This is a genomic window from Serratia sp. NGAS9 (assembly GCF_009905295.1).
GTDB classification, from domain to species: Bacteria; Pseudomonadota; Gammaproteobacteria; order Enterobacterales; family Enterobacteriaceae; genus Serratia; species Serratia bockelmannii.
On the sequence record NZ_CP047605.1, the window covers coordinates 4484776 to 4500916 of the forward strand.

Below are 16141 nucleotides of genomic sequence, written 5' to 3' on the forward strand. Positions count from 1 at the left end.
AGAAACAACATCACTGCTTGAGGGAAGGCAAATCACCATCCAGAGGGCAGATAGCCTAACAATGAAGCGATGGCGTACACCGCACTGGCCAGATACAGCAACACAATGCTGACCTGCAGCAGCGGGTGCGTGATCCAGTTGCACTGCCAGCGCGGGGTCTGGTCGCCATGTTTGCGCGCGCCGCGCAGGATCAACATCGGCATGATCGACAGGATCACCCCGCTGAACACCCCGGCGAAGTAGAGCGCGTTGACGAACGACACCAGCCCGCTGTAGGCCAGCACGAACGGCGGCACCACCACCACCAGCAGCACGCCGAAGCGGCGCAGCGGCAGCTCGTCGTTGCCCAGCCGGAACTTGTCGAAAATATTGGTCAGGAAGCTGCCGCCCAATCCCCAGTACGAGGTCAGCATCGCGCACAGCGCGAAGATGTTGGCGGAGAAGAACGCCCACTGCCCCAGCGCCTGGCCCCAGGAAATGGTGGCCACGTCGGAGATGTCATCCAGCCCGCTGAGCGCGATCACCGACATCGGCACCGCCGCCAGCAAAATGAAGGTCACCACCATGCCGACGATGATCGCCTTCGGCAACTGCTCCGGCTTGTCGGCGAAGCCGCGCGCCATTTCCGGCACGATGTACTGCGCCGAGAAGCAGAACACCACCACGTTGAACACCGGCACCATATAGCGCCAGTCACCGTCCAGCAGGTTGCGCATCTGCGTGGTGTCTTTCAGCAGCGTTGCCGCCACCAGCGCGGTCAACATCACCACCATGCCGATGCTGATGAACTTCTCGCCGCGGCCGATCGCTTTCAAACCGAGGTACAGCACGCCGGCGGCGGGCACGAAGAACAGCAGGCTGCCCAGCGCCGGCGAGATACCGAACAGCGATTGCAGCAGCTTGCCGCTGCCGGTCATATAGGCGGTGAGCGCCCCAACGCTGTTGACGCACACCGAAGCGAACATCAGCCAGGCGCCCAGGCCGCCGACGTAGCGCTTCGCCAGTCCGCTCAGCTGCAGATGCGCGCGGGTGCGCAACGTAGATTCGGCAACGTACAGCATGGTGATGGTGGTCAGGCTCCCCACCAGCACCAGCCAGAACAGCAGCGGCAGAAAGCCGGCCTTGCTGGAGGCGTAGGCGATGGAGAGCACCCCGGCGCCGATGTTGGTGCCGACGATCATCGCCACCCCTTCGAGGAAACTTAACGATTTGGCGGGTGCAGGTGCTCGCACCCCGGCGGCAAGCGCCGGAGAAACAGAGATATTATCAGACATGCATCATCCTTTATCGCCCGGCGACGCTGGCCGCCGGGATGGGTTAACGTCCTGACGCTCAACAGCTCACATCGATACACAGGTATTTCAGCTCCAGATATTCTTCTATCCCGTAGCGCGATCCTTCACGCCCGAGCCCTGACTGTTTCACGCCGCCGAACGGCGCCACTTCGTTGGAAATCAGCCCGGTGTTGATGCCGACCATGCCGTACTCCAGCGCTTCCGGCACGCGCCACTGGCGCGCGGCGTTCTGCGTGAACAGGTAGGCGGCCAGGCCGAATTCGGTGTCGTTGGCCATGGCGATGGCTTCCGCCTCGTCATGGAAGCGGAACAGCGGCGCCACCGGCCCGAAGGTTTCTTCTTTGGCGAAGCGCATCTTCTGCGTCACGCCGGTCACCACCGTCGGCTGGAAGAAGGTGCCGCCGAGCGCGTGCGGCTGGCCGCCGGTGGCGATCTGTGCCCCTTTGATCAGCGCGTCGTCGATATGGCTCTGCACCTTCGCTACCGCATCGCTGTCGATCAGCGGCCCCTGGGTGGTGCCTTCCTGGCTGCCGTCTCCCACTTTCAGCTGCTCGACTGCCGCCACCAGCTTCTCCGCCAGCCGCTCGTAGATGCCGTCCTGCACGTAGATACGGTTGGCGCACACGCAGGTCTGGCCGCTGTTGCGGAATTTGGAGGCCATGATGCCCGCCACCGCCGCGTCCAGATTGGCGTCGTCAAACACGATGACCGGCGCATTGCCGCCCAGCTCCAGCGACAGTTTCTTGATGCTCGGCGCGCACTGCGCCATCAGGATGCGGCCGACCTCGGTCGAGCCGGTAAAGCTCAGCTTGCGCACCACCGGGCTGTCGCACAGCACCTTGCCCACCTGCGCCGCTTCGCCGGTCACCACCTGCAACACGCCGGCGGGAATGCCGGCGTCCTGTGCCAGCTTGGCCAGCGCCAGCGCGGTCAGCGGCGTTTGCTCGGCCGGTTTGACGATGATGGCGCAGCCCGCCGCCAGCGCCGGCGCCACCTTGCGGGTGATCATCGCCGCCGGGAAATTCCACGGGGTGATGGCCGCGCACACGCCGATCGGCTGCTTCACCACCACCAGGCGCTGCGAAGCCTGCGGCGCCTGCAATACCGCGCCGTCCACCCGCTTGGCCTCTTCGGCGAACCAGGTGATGAACGACGCGGCGTACGCCACTTCGCCGCGCGCTTCCGCCAGCGATTTGCCCTGCTCGGCGGTCATCAGCTGCGCCAGATCTTCCTGCGCGGCCAACACCTTGTCGGCCCAGGCCAACAGCAGCGCGGAACGCTGCTTGGCGGTCAGCTGTTTCCACTCGTTTTGCGCCCGCTGCGCCGCCGCGATCGCCTGCTGGGTTTCCTCTTCGCTGACCAGCGGAATGCTGGCCAGCTCGGCGCCGGTGGCCGGGTTGATCACCGCTTCGCGCTTGCCGCTCAGGGCATCGCACCATTCGCCGTTGATCAGACACTGGCTGCGCAACAGCTCGGGATTGTTCAATTTCATGCCGTTCGCTCCTTAGTGGGCCAGCGCGCGGGACAGGATGCCCATCGCCTTGGTGAACTGATCGTCCGGAATGGTCAGCGGGTAGAGGAAGCGGATCACGTTGCCGTTCACACCGCAGCTCAGCAGCAGCAGCCCTTCCTCCATCGCCTTCTGCTGCACCTGACGGGTGATCTCCGCCGAAGGCTTGCCGGTAGCCGGATCGTTGAACTCCACCGCCACCATCGATCCCTGCGCGCGCACATCGGCGATCGCCGGGCTGGTTTTGCGCGCCTGCTGCAACACTTCCACCAGGTGCTGCCCCAAGCGCTGAGCGCGCTGGCACAGCTGCTCTTCTTCGATCACGTCCAGCACCGCGTGCGCGGCGGCCACCGCCAGCGGGTTACCGGCATAGGTGCCGCCCAGCCCGCCCGGCGCCGGCGCGTCCATCACCTCGGCGCGGCCCGCCACCGCCGACAGCGGCATGCCGCCCGCCAGGCTTTTCGCCATGGTGATCAAATCGGGCTTAACGCTGTAGTGCTCCATGGCGAACAGCTTGCCGGTACGGGCGAAGCCGGTCTGCACTTCGTCGGCGATCAGCAGGATGCCGTGCTGGTCGCACAGCGCGCGCAGCGCCTGCATGAAATCGGCCGGCGCCACGTTGAAACCGCCCTCGCCCTGCACCGGCTCCAGCACAATGGCCGCCACCTGCTTGGGATCGATATCCGCTTTAAACAGGCGATCCAGGCTGTTCATCGCGTCTTCGGTGGTCACGCCGTACAGCGCGTTCGGGTACTGGCCGTGGAACACCGAGCCGGGGAATGGGCCAAAGCCCAGTTTGTAAGGCGCCACTTTGCCGGTCAGCGCCATGGTCATATAGGTGCGGCCGTGGAAGCCGCCGCCGAAGGTGATCAAGCCCGGACGGCCGGTGTAAGCGCGGGCAATCTTCACCGCGTTTTCCACCGCTTCCGCGCCGGTGGTGAAGAAAGCGGTTTTACACGGACCGGCGATCGGCGCGCGTTGGTTGATGCGCTCCGCCAACGAGACATAGCTTTCGTAAGGGACGATCTGATAGGCGGTGTGGGTGAAGGCCTGCAGCTGCTTTTCAATTGCGGCGATCACTTTCGGGTGGCGATGCCCGGTGTTCAGCACGGCGATCCCCGAAGCAAAGTCGATCACTTCTTTGCCTTCCACATCCCACAGCGTGGCGTTCTCTGCGCGCTCGGCGTAAAAACCACACATCACGCCCACTCCGCGCGGGGTGGCGTCCTGACGGCGTTGGTTCAATTCTGCGTTTTTCATGCTGTTCTCTCCGGTCGGTGCCAGTTACACGTTTCGTTCACATTCGTGAAACAATGCCGTTTATTTACACAGGATGTGGCCCTATAATCGAGTGCCAGTTACGAATAATTGAGGGATCCAATTGCGCTCATTGAGTGGTGATCTGTTGCTGCAGCGCCTCGGCGAACAGCCCGATGACAAGCTGCACAAGCGGCTTTACAACGCGATCCGCACCAGCATTCTCGATGGCAGCCTGCCGCCCTCCAGCCGCCTGCCCGCCTCGCGCGATCTGGCGCAGGAGCTCAGCCTGTCACGCAACACCGTGTTAACCGTTTATGAACAACTGCTGGCGGAGGGCTACGTGTCGGCGCGCGCCGGCAGCGGCACCTTCGTCGCCGACACGGTGCCGGACAGCTGCCTGTCCACCGGCGGCGCTCCGGCGGACGGCAGCGGGCAACCGCGGCGCGTCGAACTGTCGGAGCGCGGCGCCACGCTGCTGCACCACGCCAGCGCCAGCCCCAAACAGTGGGGGGCGTTCATTCCCGGCGTCCCCGACGTCAACGCCTTTCCTCATCAGCTGTTCAGCAAGATCCAGGCGCGCCTCAGCCGCCGCCCGACACCGCAGCGGCTGACCTACAGCAATCAGGGCGGCAGCCCGGAGCTGCAGCATGCGTTGGTGGAGTATTTACGGGTGGCGCGCTCGGTGCGCTGCTCGCCGGAACAGATCCTGATCACTGAAGGCATCCATCAGGCGATCGATCTGGTGACGCGCATGTTGTGCAATCCGGGGGATGACGCCTGGATCGAAGAGCCGGGCTATTGGGGGATCCGCAATATCCTGCGCATCAATGCGCTGAACATCTGCCCGCTGGCGGTGGACGAGGCCGGGCTGGTGCCGCCGGAGCAGCCAACGACGCCGCCCCGCCTGATTTTCGTCACCCCGTCGCACCAATATCCGCTCGGCTCGGTGATGAGCCTGGCGCGCCGCCAACGGCTGCTGGCGCTGGCGCGGAACGCCGGCGGCTGGATCGTCGAGGACGATTACGACAGCGAATTCCGCTTTTCCGGCCAACCGATCCCGGCGCTGCAGGGGCTGGAAGCCGATGCGCCGGTGATCTACATCGGCACCTTCAGCAAAACGCTCTACCCGGCGCTGCGTCTCGGCTATGTGGTGTTGCCGCCGCCGCTGGTGCAGGCGCTGAAAACCGCCCACGCCGAGCTGTACCGCGGCGGGCACCTGCTGATCCAGAGCGCGCTGGCGGAGTTTATTCAGGCGGGGCACTACACGGCGCATATCCGTCGCATGCGGCTGCTGTACGCCCGGCGGCGCGCCTTCCTGACCGGATTGATCGAACAGCACCTCGGCAAACAGGCGCTCAGCGAGTTCAACAGCAACGCCGGATTGCACCTGATCCTCAACCTGCCGGACGAGGCCGACGACGTGGCGATCGCCGCCGCCGCCGGCGCGCAAGGGGTGCTGGTGAGGCCGCTGTCGCGCTACTACATGCTGCCCAACCGCCGGCGCGGCCTGCTGATGGGCTTTGCCTGCGTGCCGGAAGAGCAAATGGCCGCCGCCTTCACCCAACTGCTGGCGTGCATCAACGACCCGCACTAAGTCAGCGCGCCGCCCGCCTGCCTCACCAGGCCTGAAACCGCCAGCCGTCCGCCTGTCGGTACAGGCGGTGCGTCGGTCGCAGCGCCTGCAGGAAGTCTTCGTCGTGCGACACCACCAGCATCGCGCCGGGGAAATCCGCCAGCGCGGTTTCGATCGCCAGCGACGACGCCAGATCCAGGTGGTTGGTCGGCTCGTCGAGCAACAGCAGCTGCGCCGGTTGTCGCCGCCAGAGCGCACAGGCCAGCGCCGCCTTCAGCCGTTCTCCGCCGCTCAGCGAGCCCAGCGGCAACGCGATGCGATCCGCGCCAAGCTGCAGCTGCGCCAGCCGGGTGCGCAACGCCCCTTCCGCCAACGGCGAATCCTGCAGCCCCAGATGTTCCATTACTGACAGGCCCGGATCGAGCTGCGACAGGGTTTGATCGAGGTAGGCCGTCGACAGCGGGCAATGACAATGGCCGGAAAGCGCCACCAACTGACCGAGAACGGTCTTCAGCAAGGTGGATTTGCCGCAGCCATTGGGGCCGGTCAACGCCACGCGCATCGGACCGTCGATCCGCAAATCCAGCGGCGGCGCGCTGACGAACGGCAGCTGCAGCCGCTCGAGCACCAGCACCTGCTTGTTTGCGTTCACTTCACTGCCGGGCAGCGCCAGCAACACCGGCTGTTCCTCTTCTACCCGCTGATAGGCTTCGCGCACTGCCGCATCGAGGCTGTCGCGCCGATCCTGATGCTGTTTGCGCAGCGTGCCGAGGCTCTCCTTCGCCGCCGACTTGTAGGCCACCCGTTCGAAAGAGGCGATATTCAGCGTATCGACGACGCGCAGCGTTTGCGCCGAGCGCCGCTGGCTCATGTCGTGCTCTTTCTGTTGGCGGGCGCGGGTGCGGCGGCGCTCCTCGCGCGCATGCTCCAGATCGGCGCGCGCCGCCTGCTGCTCCGTATCGCGCTGGCGCCGGTAGTCATCATAGTTGCCGCCGTAGCTGCGCAGCGCGCCGGGCGTCAGTTCGACGATGCGCTCCATGCGCGCCAGCAGCTGCCGGTCATGGCTGGCGATCAGCAACCCGCCCCGCCACTGATCCAGCTGTTGATACAGCCAGGCGCGCCCGGCGCTGTCGAGGTGGTTGGTCGGTTCATCCAGCAGCAGAAAATCCGCCTCGCCCAGCAAGGCGCCGCACAGGGCCGCGCGCATCCGCTCGCCGCCGCTCAGCGAACTGGCGGATCGCAACGGATCGAAGGCCGGCAGCCCGGCAGCGGCAAAGGCGTTTTGCAGGCGATCGTGGAGATCCCAGCGCCCTTCCAGACGATCGATATCGTCCGCCAGCGGCCGCCCCTGCTCGAGACGCGCCAGCGCGGCGAACACCTCACCATAGCCCAACAGCTGGGCCAGCGTGGTGTGCGGCGCGATCTCCGGTTGCTGTGCAACGTAAGCTACTGCGGCATGAGATTCGATGTGCCCGTTGCCCGGTTGATCCAGCCCGGCGATCAGGCGCAGCAGCTGGGTTTTGCCGACGCCGTTGCGCCCCACCAGGCCGCAGCGCTGCCGGTCGAAAGCAAGATCCAGCGGGCCGAACAGCGTTTCGCCGTCAGCAAATTGGCAGGTCAGTTGATGTAAAACGAAATAAGGGGACTGCGCAAAATGAGCCATAAGCACTCCTGAATGAGATCAAAACATCCCCACAGGGCGCAAGAGCGCACAGCGTGGGACCAGATATCAACAGGTGTGGGTGTTCATTTTCGGTTATGGCTCCGCAGAGAGAAGGAATTTACAACGCGCAAAGGTTAACCGATCTTTTGTTCGTTATGCAAACAGAGTCTGAGATTCATGACGTCTATCACATTCGGCGCAACGCAGATTCCCAAGCGGCATGACAACGGCTAGATTTATCTCATCCGACCACTTGTGTTCACATAATTATAACAACGGGCCCCGATTTCACCCGATGGAGAGTGCAATGAGCAATTACCCTCACCTGCTGGCGCCGCTGGATCTCGGCTTCACCACCCTGAAAAACCGGGTGCTGATGGGATCGATGCATACCGGCCTGGAAGAGCTGCCCGACGGCCCGCAGCGCCTGGCCGCGTTCTATGCCGAGCGCGCCGCCGCCGGCGTGGCGCTGATCGTCACCGGCGGCATTGCCCCGAACGAACAGGGCGTGGTGTTTCGCGGCGGTTCGATCCTCAACAGCGAGGCGCAATTGCCTCACCACCGCCCGGTAACCGAGGCCGTCCACCGGGCGGGCGGCAAAATTGCGCTGCAGATCCTGCACACCGGCCGCTACAGCTATCAACCCAAGCTGGTGGCCCCTTCCGCGCTGCAGGCGCCAATCAACCCGTTTACGCCGAGCGCGCTCAGCACGGCAGACATTGAACAGACTATCGCCGACTTCGCCCGCTGCGCGGCGCTGGCGCAGCAGGCCGGCTATGACGGCGTTGAGGTGATGGGATCCGAAGGCTACCTGATCAACCAATTCTTGACGACTCGCACCAATCAGCGCGACGACCAATGGGGCGGCAGCTTCACCAACCGCATGCGGTTCGCCGTCGAGACCGTCAGGGCGGTGCGCCAGGCCGTGGGCCCGGCATTCATTCTGATCTACCGGCTGTCGATGCTCGATCTGGTGGAGGACGGCTCCAGCTGGCAGGAGATCGAACAGCTGGCGCTGGCGGTCGAACAGGCGGGCGCCACGATCATCAATACCGGCATCGGCTGGCACGAAGCGCGCATCCCGACCATCGCCACCATGGTGCCGCGCGCCGGATTCAGCTGGGTAACCCGCAAGCTGATGGGCAAGGTCAGCATCCCGCTGATCACCACCAACCGCATCAACGATCCGGCGGTGGCCGAGCAGGTGCTGGCGGACGGCTGTGCCGACATGGTGTCGATGGCGCGCCCGTTCCTTGCCGACGCCGCCTTTGTGCAGAAAGCCGCCGAGGGGCGCGCCGACGAGATCAATACCTGCATCGGCTGCAACCAGGCCTGCCTCGACCAGATATTTGAAGGCAAGCTGACCTCCTGCCTGGTCAACCCGCGCGCCTGCCGCGAAACCGAAATGCCGCTGACGATGGCGGAGAAACCGAAAAAGCTGGCGGTGATCGGCGCCGGCCCCGCCGGGCTGGCGTTTGCCACCACCGCCGCCAGCCGTGGCCATCAGGTGACGCTGTTCGACGCCGCCGAGCAGATCGGCGGCCAGTTCAACATCGCCAAACAAATCCCCGGCAAGGAAGAATTCCATGAAACCCTGCGTTACTTCCGCCGCCAGTTGGCGCTGCGCGAAGTGACGGTCAGGTTGGGCGTCAAGGTCGAGGCGGCGGATTTAAGCGAATTCGACGAAGTGATCCTCGCCTGCGGCATCGTGCCGCGCACCCCGGACATCCCCGGCATCGGGCACGCCAAGGTTCTGAGCTATCTGGACGTGCTGCGCGATAAAAAACCGGTCGGCCAGCGGGTGGCGATCATCGGCGCCGGCGGCATCGGCTTCGACACCGCCGAGTACCTTAGCCAGCACGGCATGTCCAGCAGCCTGGATCAGACGGAATTCAACCGCGAATGGGGCATCGATGGTCGCCTTGAGCAACGCGGCGGGCTTGCAGCGCAAGGCCCTCAGGCGCCACGCGCCGCGCGGCAGATCTACCTGTTGCAACGTAAAACCAGCAAGGTAGGCGAAGGCCTGGGGAAAACCACCGGTTGGATCCACCGCGCCAGCCTGGCGATGCGCGGCGTGAAGATGCTCAATAGCGTCAGCTATCGGCTGATCGACGATGAAGGGCTGCACATCACCCGCGCCGAGCAGGAAAGTTGCCTGCCGGTGGACACGGTGATCGTCTGCGCCGGGCAGGAACCGCGCCGCGAGCTGCAGCAGCCGCTGCTGGCGATGGGGAAAATCGTGCACCTGATCGGCGGCGCCGACGTGGCTGCCGAGCTGGACGCCCGCCGTGCGATCGATCAGGGCACGCGGCTGGCGATGTCACTGTAAAAAAGGGGCGCCCGGCGCCCCTGATATTGATGACAAACCTCATCCCCATGCCGGGTTGGCAGAGACCAGCGAAAAGAAAACAAGGAAAATCAATTTATTGATTTTCGGCTGATAACCACAAAAGGGGAAAAACCACGCTTTTTCCCCTTTGTCTACAGACTGAGGGGCGCCCGACGCCCCTGGTTATTCACGCTCAGCGACGCGCACCGGATTTCACCGCTTTCAGGATCACGAACTTCTTGTTCGAGGCCACCAGCGTGCAGTTGCCGAACAGGCGCTTGAGTTTCTGATGGTAGTCGAGGTGACGGTTGCCGACGATGCGCAATTCGCCACCCACCTGCAGGCAGCGCTTGGCGTCGCAGAACATCTGCCAGGCGGTGTGATCGGTAATGGCGTGTTGCTGGTGGAACGGTGGGTTGCACAGCACCGCCTGCACGCTTTCACGCTCGATGCCCGCCAGCGCGTTGTTCACCTCAAACTGACAGCGATCCAGCTCTTGTGGCAGATTGTGCTCCACATTTAGCTCGCTGGAGGCCACCGCCATGTAAGATTCATCGACGAAGGTCACCTGCGCTTCCGGGTTTTGCGCCAGCGCCGTCAGGCCAATCACGCCGTTGCCGCAGCCCAGATCGACGATATGGCCGTTCAGGCCGCGCGGCAGATGCTCCAGGAACAGGCGCGCGCCGATATCCAGGCTGCCGCGCGAGAAGACGTTGGCGTGGTTGTGGATCAGCCAATCGGTGCCGTCCAGCGTCCAGTTGGTGGTTTCCGCCGCCGCCGGCGGGACGATGTCCGCCGCCTGGCAGAAGATCAGGCGCGCCTTCTTCCACGCCAGGCTGGTGCGCGTTGGACCCAGCACTTTTTCAAACAGCTGCATCGTCGAGGTGTGCACGTCGCGCGCTTTGGCACCGGCAACGATCAGCGTGTCTTCGGTCACGACGTGGCGCAGCGCGCGCAGCTGCTGTTCCAGCAGCGCCAGCGCTTTCGGCACGCGAATCAGCACCACCGCCGGCGCCGCCGGCAGCTCGGCGAGGCTGTCCAACAGCGTGACCTGCTCAGGATCCAGACCGTTGAGCTTGAGGTTGTGACGCGTCGCCAGCTGGCTCATGTACGAGTCGCTGACGCTGTAAGGACGATGCGCGTGCAGCGCACAGGCCAGGGTGCCGAAGTTATCGTTGAAAATCAGCACCGGGCGGCCACCGATATCTACGTTTTCAAGCTGTTGCAGCAGATATTCGTCCGCCGCTTCCCACGCCTGCAGCTGGGTGGATTCTTCCTGTTGGGGATAACGCTCCAGCTCAAGTTGCTGTGTTCCCAGATCGAGTTGGCTCATTGCCCCTCCTGACTGATAAAATTTGGGCTGTTTATCCCCTAAAAACGCCCGTCAGTAAAATGTTTTTTCGGATAAATTGCGTATGTCAGGATTTGAGCGAAAAAACAGCATAGAATGACCGGCTGAATGGCCGTTGATACGGAACAAGAATGTCTGAATTGACCTACCTGCAAGGCTACCCAACGCATCTGCAAAGCCAGGTGCAACAACTGATCCATCAGAATCGGCTGGGGGACGTGCTGCTGCAGCGCTATCCGCAGGTGCACGACTGCACGACCGACAAATCGCTGTATCAGTTTACCGTCGATCTGAAAAACCAGTATCTGCGCAACGCCCAGCCGCTGAGCAAGGTGGCCTACGACAGCAAGATCCACGTCATGAAGCACGCGCTCGGCCTGCATACCGCTATCTCGCGCGTGCAGGGCGGCAAGCTGAAGGCCAAGGCGGAAATCCGCGTGGCGACGGTATTCAAGGTCGCGCCCGAACCGTTCCTGCGCATGATCGTGGTGCATGAGCTGGCGCACCTGAAAGAGAAAGATCACAACAAGGCGTTCTACAGCCTGTGTTGCCATATGGAGCCGGATTACCACCAGTTGGAATTCGATACCCGGCTGTATCTGACGCACCTTTCGCTGTTCGGCGAGCTGTATGCATAGCGAGTGAGGGCGTGATAATCTGCGGTTTTAAGCCTGGACCGGAGCTCGCCATGATTCGCTTTGCCGTCGTCGGCACCAACTGGATTACGGAACGTTTTATCGATGCCGCCCATGAAAGCGGCAAACTCAAGTTGAGCGCCGTGTATTCACGCTCGCTGGAACAGGCGCAGGCGTTTGGCGCCAACTATCAGGTCACGCAGTTTTTCGACTCTCTCGAGGCGATGGCCCAGTCCGACGCCATAGACGCGGTGTATATCGCCAGCCCCAATTCCCTGCACTGCCCGCAATCGCTGCTGTTCCTGCGCCATAAAAAGCACGTGATCTGCGAAAAACCGCTGGCCTCCAACCAGCGCGAAGCGGAACAGCTGGTAGCCTGCGCGCGGGAAAATCAGGTGGTGCTGTTCGAGGCGTTCAAAAGCGCCTATCTGCCGAATTTTCTGGCGCTGCAACAGGCATTGCCGAAAATCGGCCGGCTGCGCAAAGCCTTCATCAACTACTGCCAATACTCTTCGCGCTACCCGCGCTACCTGGCCGGCGAGAACCCCAACACGTTTAATCCACAGTTCTCCAACGGCTCCATCATGGACATCGGCTACTACTGCCTGGCCAGCGCGGTGGCGCTGTTCGGCGCGCCGCAGTCGGTGCTCGCCAGCGCCACGCTGCTCGATACCGGCGTGGACGCCCACGGCACCGTCTGCCTGAACTACGGCGATTTCGACGTCACGCTTTCCCATTCCAAGGTCAGCGACTCGGCGATCCCCAGCGAGATCCAGGGGGAGGAAGGCACGCTGATTATCGACAAGATTTCCGAGTGCCAGGGCGTGGCGCTGACGCCGCGCGGTGGCAACCGCCAGGATCTGAGCCAGCCGCAGCACATCAACACCATGCTGTATGAGGCGCTGGCCTTCGCCGAGTTGGTTGAGAAGCGTCAGGTGGAACATCCAGGGCTGGAGAATTCGCTGATCGTCGCCCGCCTGCTGACCGACATCCGCCGCCAGACCGGCATCGTCTTCCCCGCCGACGGAGAATGAGATGAAACCGCTGCTCGTGATGCAAACCGGCGACGCGCCGCAGGCCATTCGTCAGGAATTGGCCAACTTTGAAGGCATGTTTCTGCAACAGGGCAACATCGACGCCGAACGCGCGCACATCGTGCATCTGCCCGCCGGCGAGCGGCCGTTGCCGCCGGCCGCCTATTGCGGCGTGGTCATCACCGGCTCGCCGGCGATGGTGACCGAACGGCTGCCGTGGAGCGAGGCGGCGGCCGAGTGGCTGCGCCAGGCGATGGCGATCAAACTGCCGCTGTTCGGCGTCTGCTACGGCCACCAGCTGTTGGCCTACGCGCTCGGCGGCGAAGTGGGCTACCACCCGCAGGGCATGGAGGTCGGCACGCTGGAGATCGAACTGCTGCCCGCCGCGGCCGAAGACCGGCGGCTCGCCCTGCTGCCGCCGCGCTTCAAAGCCAACCTGATCCACTCGCAGAGCGTGCTGACGCCGCCCGCCGGCGCGCAGACGCTGGCGCGTTCGCAGCAGGATGCGCACCAGATCCTGCGCTATGGCGATCATGCCCTGACCACCCAGTTCCACCCGGAATTCAACGGCGCGGTGATGAGCCAGTATCTGCAGTGGCTCGGCGAGCTGCATCCCGAGCAGCAAGCGCGCTACCACCAGCAACAACAACAGGTTAGCGACACGCCGTTCAGCCGCCTGCTGCTGCAGGGATTCGTCGTCAGCCTCGGCGCGCAAAAAGCGATGGCCGGCTAACGCGATTCACGTTGACCGCCGACACATTTTGCATTACTTTCTGCTCTGCAAAGGGGAGTAACTTCATTGCCGGTCAATCGTCATTACGATGCGCAAGCATCCGGTTACCGGGCAACCTGATGTCAAAGGTGTAATCACCTTCATCAACGTTGTAAGTGAGACCTTGCCGGAAGGCGAGGTTTGCTTGCAGCGTTCATAGAGCGGCTGGCGTCTTCCGACGTTGGCCGTTTTTGTTTTTGAAGGATACCTCTGATGATGAATTCCGTTGGCACACCGTGGTTATGGGGCAGCTTCGCCGCCGTCATAGTCGTGATGCTCGCAATCGATCTCCTGTTGCAGGGCCGTAAAGGCGCGCACACCATGACCCTGAAGCAGGCCGCCAGCTGGTCGCTGGTGTGGGTCAGCCTCTCCCTGCTGTTCAACTTCGGTTTCTGGTACTACCTGAATGAAACCGCCGGGCGCGCCGTCGCCGATACCCAGGCGCTGGCCTTCCTGACCGGCTACCTGATCGAAAAAGCGCTGGCGGTGGATAACGTGTTCGTCTGGCTGATGCTGTTCAGCTACTTCGCCGTGCCGGCCAACCTGCAACGGCGGGTGCTGATCTACGGCGTGCTGGGCGCGATCGTGCTACGCACCATCATGATCTTCGCCGGCAGCTGGCTGGTCAGCCAGTTCCAGTGGCTGCTGTATCTGTTCGGCGCTTTCCTGCTGTTCACCGGTATCAAGATGGCGCTGGCGAAGGAAGATGATTCGGCGATCGGCGACAAGCCGCTGGTGAAATGGCTGCGCAGCCGCCTGCGCATGACCGACAGCCTGGAAGGCGAGCGTTTCTTCGTGCGCCGCAACGGCATCCTGTTCGCCACCCCGCTGGTGCTGGTGCTGATCCTGGTGGAACTGAGCGACGTGATTTTCGCGGTGGACAGCATTCCGGCGATCTTCGCCGTGACCACTGACCCATTCATCGTGCTGACCTCTAACCTGTTCGCCATCATGGGCCTGCGCGCCATGTACTTCCTGCTGGCCAACGTGGCGGAACGTTTCTCGATGCTGAAATACGGCCTGTCGGTGATCCTGGTGTTTATCGGTATCAAGATGCTGATTATCGACTTCTTCCACATCCCGATCGGCATCTCGCTCGGCGTGGTGGCGGGCATCCTGACGCTCACTTTGCTGATCAACGCCTGGGTCAATCACCGCAACGATCGCCTGGCGAAGAAATAACCATAATCTGTTATCCGGGGCGCTAGTCGCCCCGCGATTGTTTGGCAATTCCCCCAAAACGCCAAACGTTATTGCGATCACACAAATGTAACCAGTATGTTATCAAGTGTTGATCCGCGCTCAGAATTTCACCCTCGCCTCTTTCCAACCTCATTCGATTGCTGAATACTAATTCGGCAAACACACTTAGTTACAGAATCATATAAAGCTGCCCGACGTCGTTCCCGCCGTGGCGGCCAGATAACATCAGGAAGAAAGCACTATGCAAAAACTATTACAAAGGATCACGCAGGGTAGCCTGGTCAAACAAATCATGGTCGGCCTGGTGGCCGGCATTCTGGTGGCGCTGGTTTCGCCGGCGGCCGCTGCGGCCGTCGGCCTGCTCGGTTCCCTGTTCGTCGGCGCGCTGAAAGCGGTGGCGCCACTGCTGGTGCTGATACTGGTGATGGCCTCGATCGCCAACCATAAACAGGGGCAGAAGACCAACATTCGCCCGATCCTGTTCCTCTACCTGCTGGGCACCTTTGCCGCCGCGCTGGTGGCGGTCGTCGTCAGCTTTATCTTCCCTTCTACGCTGGCGCTGACCACCGGCGCGACGGACATTACCCCGCCGGGCGGCATTGTGGAGGTGATGAAGGGTCTGTTGATGAGTGTGGTGGCCAACCCGTTCCATGCGCTGATTAACGCCAACTACATCGGTATTCTGGCGTGGGCCGTCGGGCTGGGGCTGGCGCTGCGCCACGCTTCCGAAACCACTAAGGGGCTGATCAACGACATGTCCCATGCGGTCACGCTGGTGGTGCGCGCAGTGATCCGCTGTGCGCCGCTTGGCATCTTCGGCCTGGTGGCTTCCACGCTGGCGGAAACCGGCTTCGGTGTGCTGTGGGGCTACGCCCAGTTGCTGATGGTGCTGCTCGGCTGTATGCTGCTGGTGGCACTGGTGCTCAACCCGCTGATCGTTTACTGGAAGATCCGCCGCAATCCGTATCCGCTGGTGTTCGCCTGCCTGCGCGAGAGCGGCGTGACCGCCTTCTTCACCCGCAGCTCAGCCGCCAACATTCCGGTGAACATGGAGCTGTGCAAGAAGCTGAACCTGAATGAGGACACCTACTCGGTTTCCATCCCGCTGGGCGCCACCATCAACATGGCTGGCGCGGCGATCACCATCACCGTGCTGACGCTGGCGGCGGTGAACACGCTGGGCATCGCGGTGGACGTCCCGACCGCTCTGCTGCTGAGCGTGGTGGCCGCCCTGTGCGCCTGTGGCGCCTCCGGCGTGGCCGGCGGCTCGCTGTTGCTGATCCCGCTGGCGTGCAACATGTTCGGCATTCCGAACGACGTGGCGATGCAGGTGGTGGCGGTCGGCTTTATTATCGGCGTGCTGCAGGATTCGGCGGAAACCGCCCTCAACTCCTCCACCGACGTGCTGTTCACCGCCGCGGCCTGCCAGGCGGAAGATCAACGGCTGGCGAACGAGGACCCGCTGAAGGTGCGTTAATCGCGCGTTGCTTCATAAAAAGGCGCTCCCTCGAGCGCC

12 protein-coding genes are annotated in these 16141 nt (G+C 62.9%); 7 read left to right on the top strand and 5 right to left on the bottom strand.

The genetic code is table 11. From position 1 onward, the window contains the following. Positions 1–32 precede the first annotated feature (32 nt). From GUC32_RS21315 to GUC32_RS21325, 3 genes are read right to left on the bottom strand one after another with little or no spacing between them, the layout of a single operon-like run. The gene (locus GUC32_RS21315) at positions 33–1274 is read right to left on the bottom strand and encodes an amino acid permease (RefSeq protein WP_060448044.1); all 1242 of its coding nucleotides are present in this window, start codon (positions 1272–1274) and stop codon (positions 33–35) included. A gap of 58 nt (positions 1275–1332) precedes the next feature. Then, a complete protein-coding gene (locus GUC32_RS21320) occupies positions 1333–2787 on the bottom strand; it encodes an NAD-dependent succinate-semialdehyde dehydrogenase (protein WP_038879538.1) in 1455 nt (484 codons plus the stop codon). A 12-nt stretch (positions 2788–2799) separates the two neighbouring features. Next, positions 2800–4065, bottom strand: a complete 1266-nt coding sequence (locus GUC32_RS21325; protein WP_016930169.1) for a 4-aminobutyrate--2-oxoglutarate transaminase — start codon at positions 4063–4065, stop codon at positions 2800–2802. A gap of 121 nt (positions 4066–4186) precedes the next feature. On the opposite strand from GUC32_RS21325, the gene GUC32_RS21330 reads away from it, so the two are divergent. Next, the gene (locus GUC32_RS21330; protein ID WP_369435420.1) at positions 4187–5659 is read left to right on the top strand and encodes a PLP-dependent aminotransferase family protein; all 1473 of its coding nucleotides are present in this window, start codon (positions 4187–4189) and stop codon (positions 5657–5659) included. A 22-nt stretch (positions 5660–5681) separates the two neighbouring features. On the opposite strand, the gene GUC32_RS21335 is transcribed toward GUC32_RS21330, so the two are convergent. Then, a complete protein-coding gene (locus GUC32_RS21335; RefSeq protein ID WP_369435421.1) occupies positions 5682–7301 on the bottom strand; it encodes an ABC-F family ATP-binding cassette domain-containing protein in 1620 nt (539 codons plus the stop codon). A gap of 307 nt (positions 7302–7608) precedes the next feature. Here GUC32_RS21335 and GUC32_RS21340 point away from each other — a divergent pair, with 307 nt between their 5' ends. After that, entirely contained in the window at positions 7609–9630 is a 2022-nt protein-coding gene (locus GUC32_RS21340) for an FAD-dependent oxidoreductase (RefSeq protein ID WP_060448040.1), read from the top strand. Between the two features lie 193 nt (positions 9631–9823). Here GUC32_RS21340 and rlmG read toward each other — a convergent pair whose 3' ends face one another. Beyond that, positions 9824–10963 (bottom strand): 23S rRNA (guanine(1835)-N(2))-methyltransferase RlmG, encoded by a 1140-nt coding sequence (gene rlmG, locus GUC32_RS21345; RefSeq protein ID WP_193402409.1) that lies wholly within the window; start codon positions 10961–10963, stop codon positions 9824–9826. Between the two features lie 149 nt (positions 10964–11112). On the opposite strand from rlmG, the gene GUC32_RS21350 reads away from it, so the two are divergent. The 5 genes from GUC32_RS21350 (at position 11113) to sstT (ending at position 16102) form a co-directional block, all read left to right on the top strand. Continuing rightward, positions 11113–11619 carry a M48 family metallopeptidase gene (locus GUC32_RS21350; protein WP_004937154.1) on the top strand — a complete coding sequence of 169 codons (507 nt, stop codon included), beginning with the start codon at positions 11113–11115 and terminating at the stop codon, positions 11617–11619. A 50-nt stretch (positions 11620–11669) separates the two neighbouring features. Next, positions 11670–12650, top strand: coding sequence for a Gfo/Idh/MocA family protein (locus GUC32_RS21355; RefSeq protein ID WP_193402408.1), 981 nt, complete (start codon positions 11670–11672; stop codon positions 12648–12650). Between the two features lies 1 nt (position 12651). After that, on the top strand, positions 12652–13383 hold the full coding sequence (locus tag GUC32_RS21360) for a glutamine amidotransferase (RefSeq protein ID WP_193402407.1): 732 nt from the start codon (positions 12652–12654) through the stop codon (positions 13381–13383). Between the two features lie 252 nt (positions 13384–13635). Continuing rightward, the gene (locus GUC32_RS21365; protein WP_043142026.1) at positions 13636–14604 is read left to right on the top strand and encodes a TerC family protein; all 969 of its coding nucleotides are present in this window, start codon (positions 13636–13638) and stop codon (positions 14602–14604) included. Positions 14605–14866: 262 nt separating this feature from the next. Beyond that, on the top strand, positions 14867–16102 hold the full coding sequence (gene sstT / locus GUC32_RS21370) for a serine/threonine transporter SstT (protein ID WP_197791218.1): 1236 nt from the start codon (positions 14867–14869) through the stop codon (positions 16100–16102). The last annotated feature ends 39 nt before the right edge of the window (positions 16103–16141 follow it).

Excerpts from the sequence above, each read along its gene's own strand:
- GUC32_RS21340 (WP_060448040.1), top strand. The coding sequence starts at position 7,609 with ATGAGCAATTACCCTCACCTGCTGGCGCCGCTGGATCTCGGCTTCACC.
- GUC32_RS21350 (WP_004937154.1), top strand. The coding sequence starts at position 11,113 with ATGTCTGAATTGACCTACCTGCAAGGCTACCCAACGCATCTGCAAAGC.
- rlmG (WP_193402409.1), bottom strand. The coding sequence starts at position 10,963 with ATGAGCCAACTCGATCTGGGAACACAGCAACTTGAGCTGGAGCGTTAT.
- GUC32_RS21355 (WP_193402408.1), top strand. The coding sequence starts at position 11,670 with ATGATTCGCTTTGCCGTCGTCGGCACCAACTGGATTACGGAACGTTTT.
- GUC32_RS21360 (WP_193402407.1), top strand. The coding sequence starts at position 12,652 with ATGAAACCGCTGCTCGTGATGCAAACCGGCGACGCGCCGCAGGCCATT.
- GUC32_RS21335 (WP_369435421.1), bottom strand. The coding sequence starts at position 7,301 with ATGGCTCATTTTGCGCAGTCCCCTTATTTCGTTTTACATCAACTGACC.
- GUC32_RS21365 (WP_043142026.1), top strand. The coding sequence starts at position 13,636 with ATGATGAATTCCGTTGGCACACCGTGGTTATGGGGCAGCTTCGCCGCC.
- GUC32_RS21325 (WP_016930169.1), bottom strand. The coding sequence starts at position 4,065 with ATGAAAAACGCAGAATTGAACCAACGCCGTCAGGACGCCACCCCGCGC.
- sstT (WP_197791218.1), top strand. The coding sequence starts at position 14,867 with ATGCAAAAACTATTACAAAGGATCACGCAGGGTAGCCTGGTCAAACAA.
- GUC32_RS21315 (WP_060448044.1), bottom strand. The coding sequence starts at position 1,274 with ATGTCTGATAATATCTCTGTTTCTCCGGCGCTTGCCGCCGGGGTGCGA.
- GUC32_RS21320 (WP_038879538.1), bottom strand. The coding sequence starts at position 2,787 with ATGAAATTGAACAATCCCGAGCTGTTGCGCAGCCAGTGTCTGATCAAC.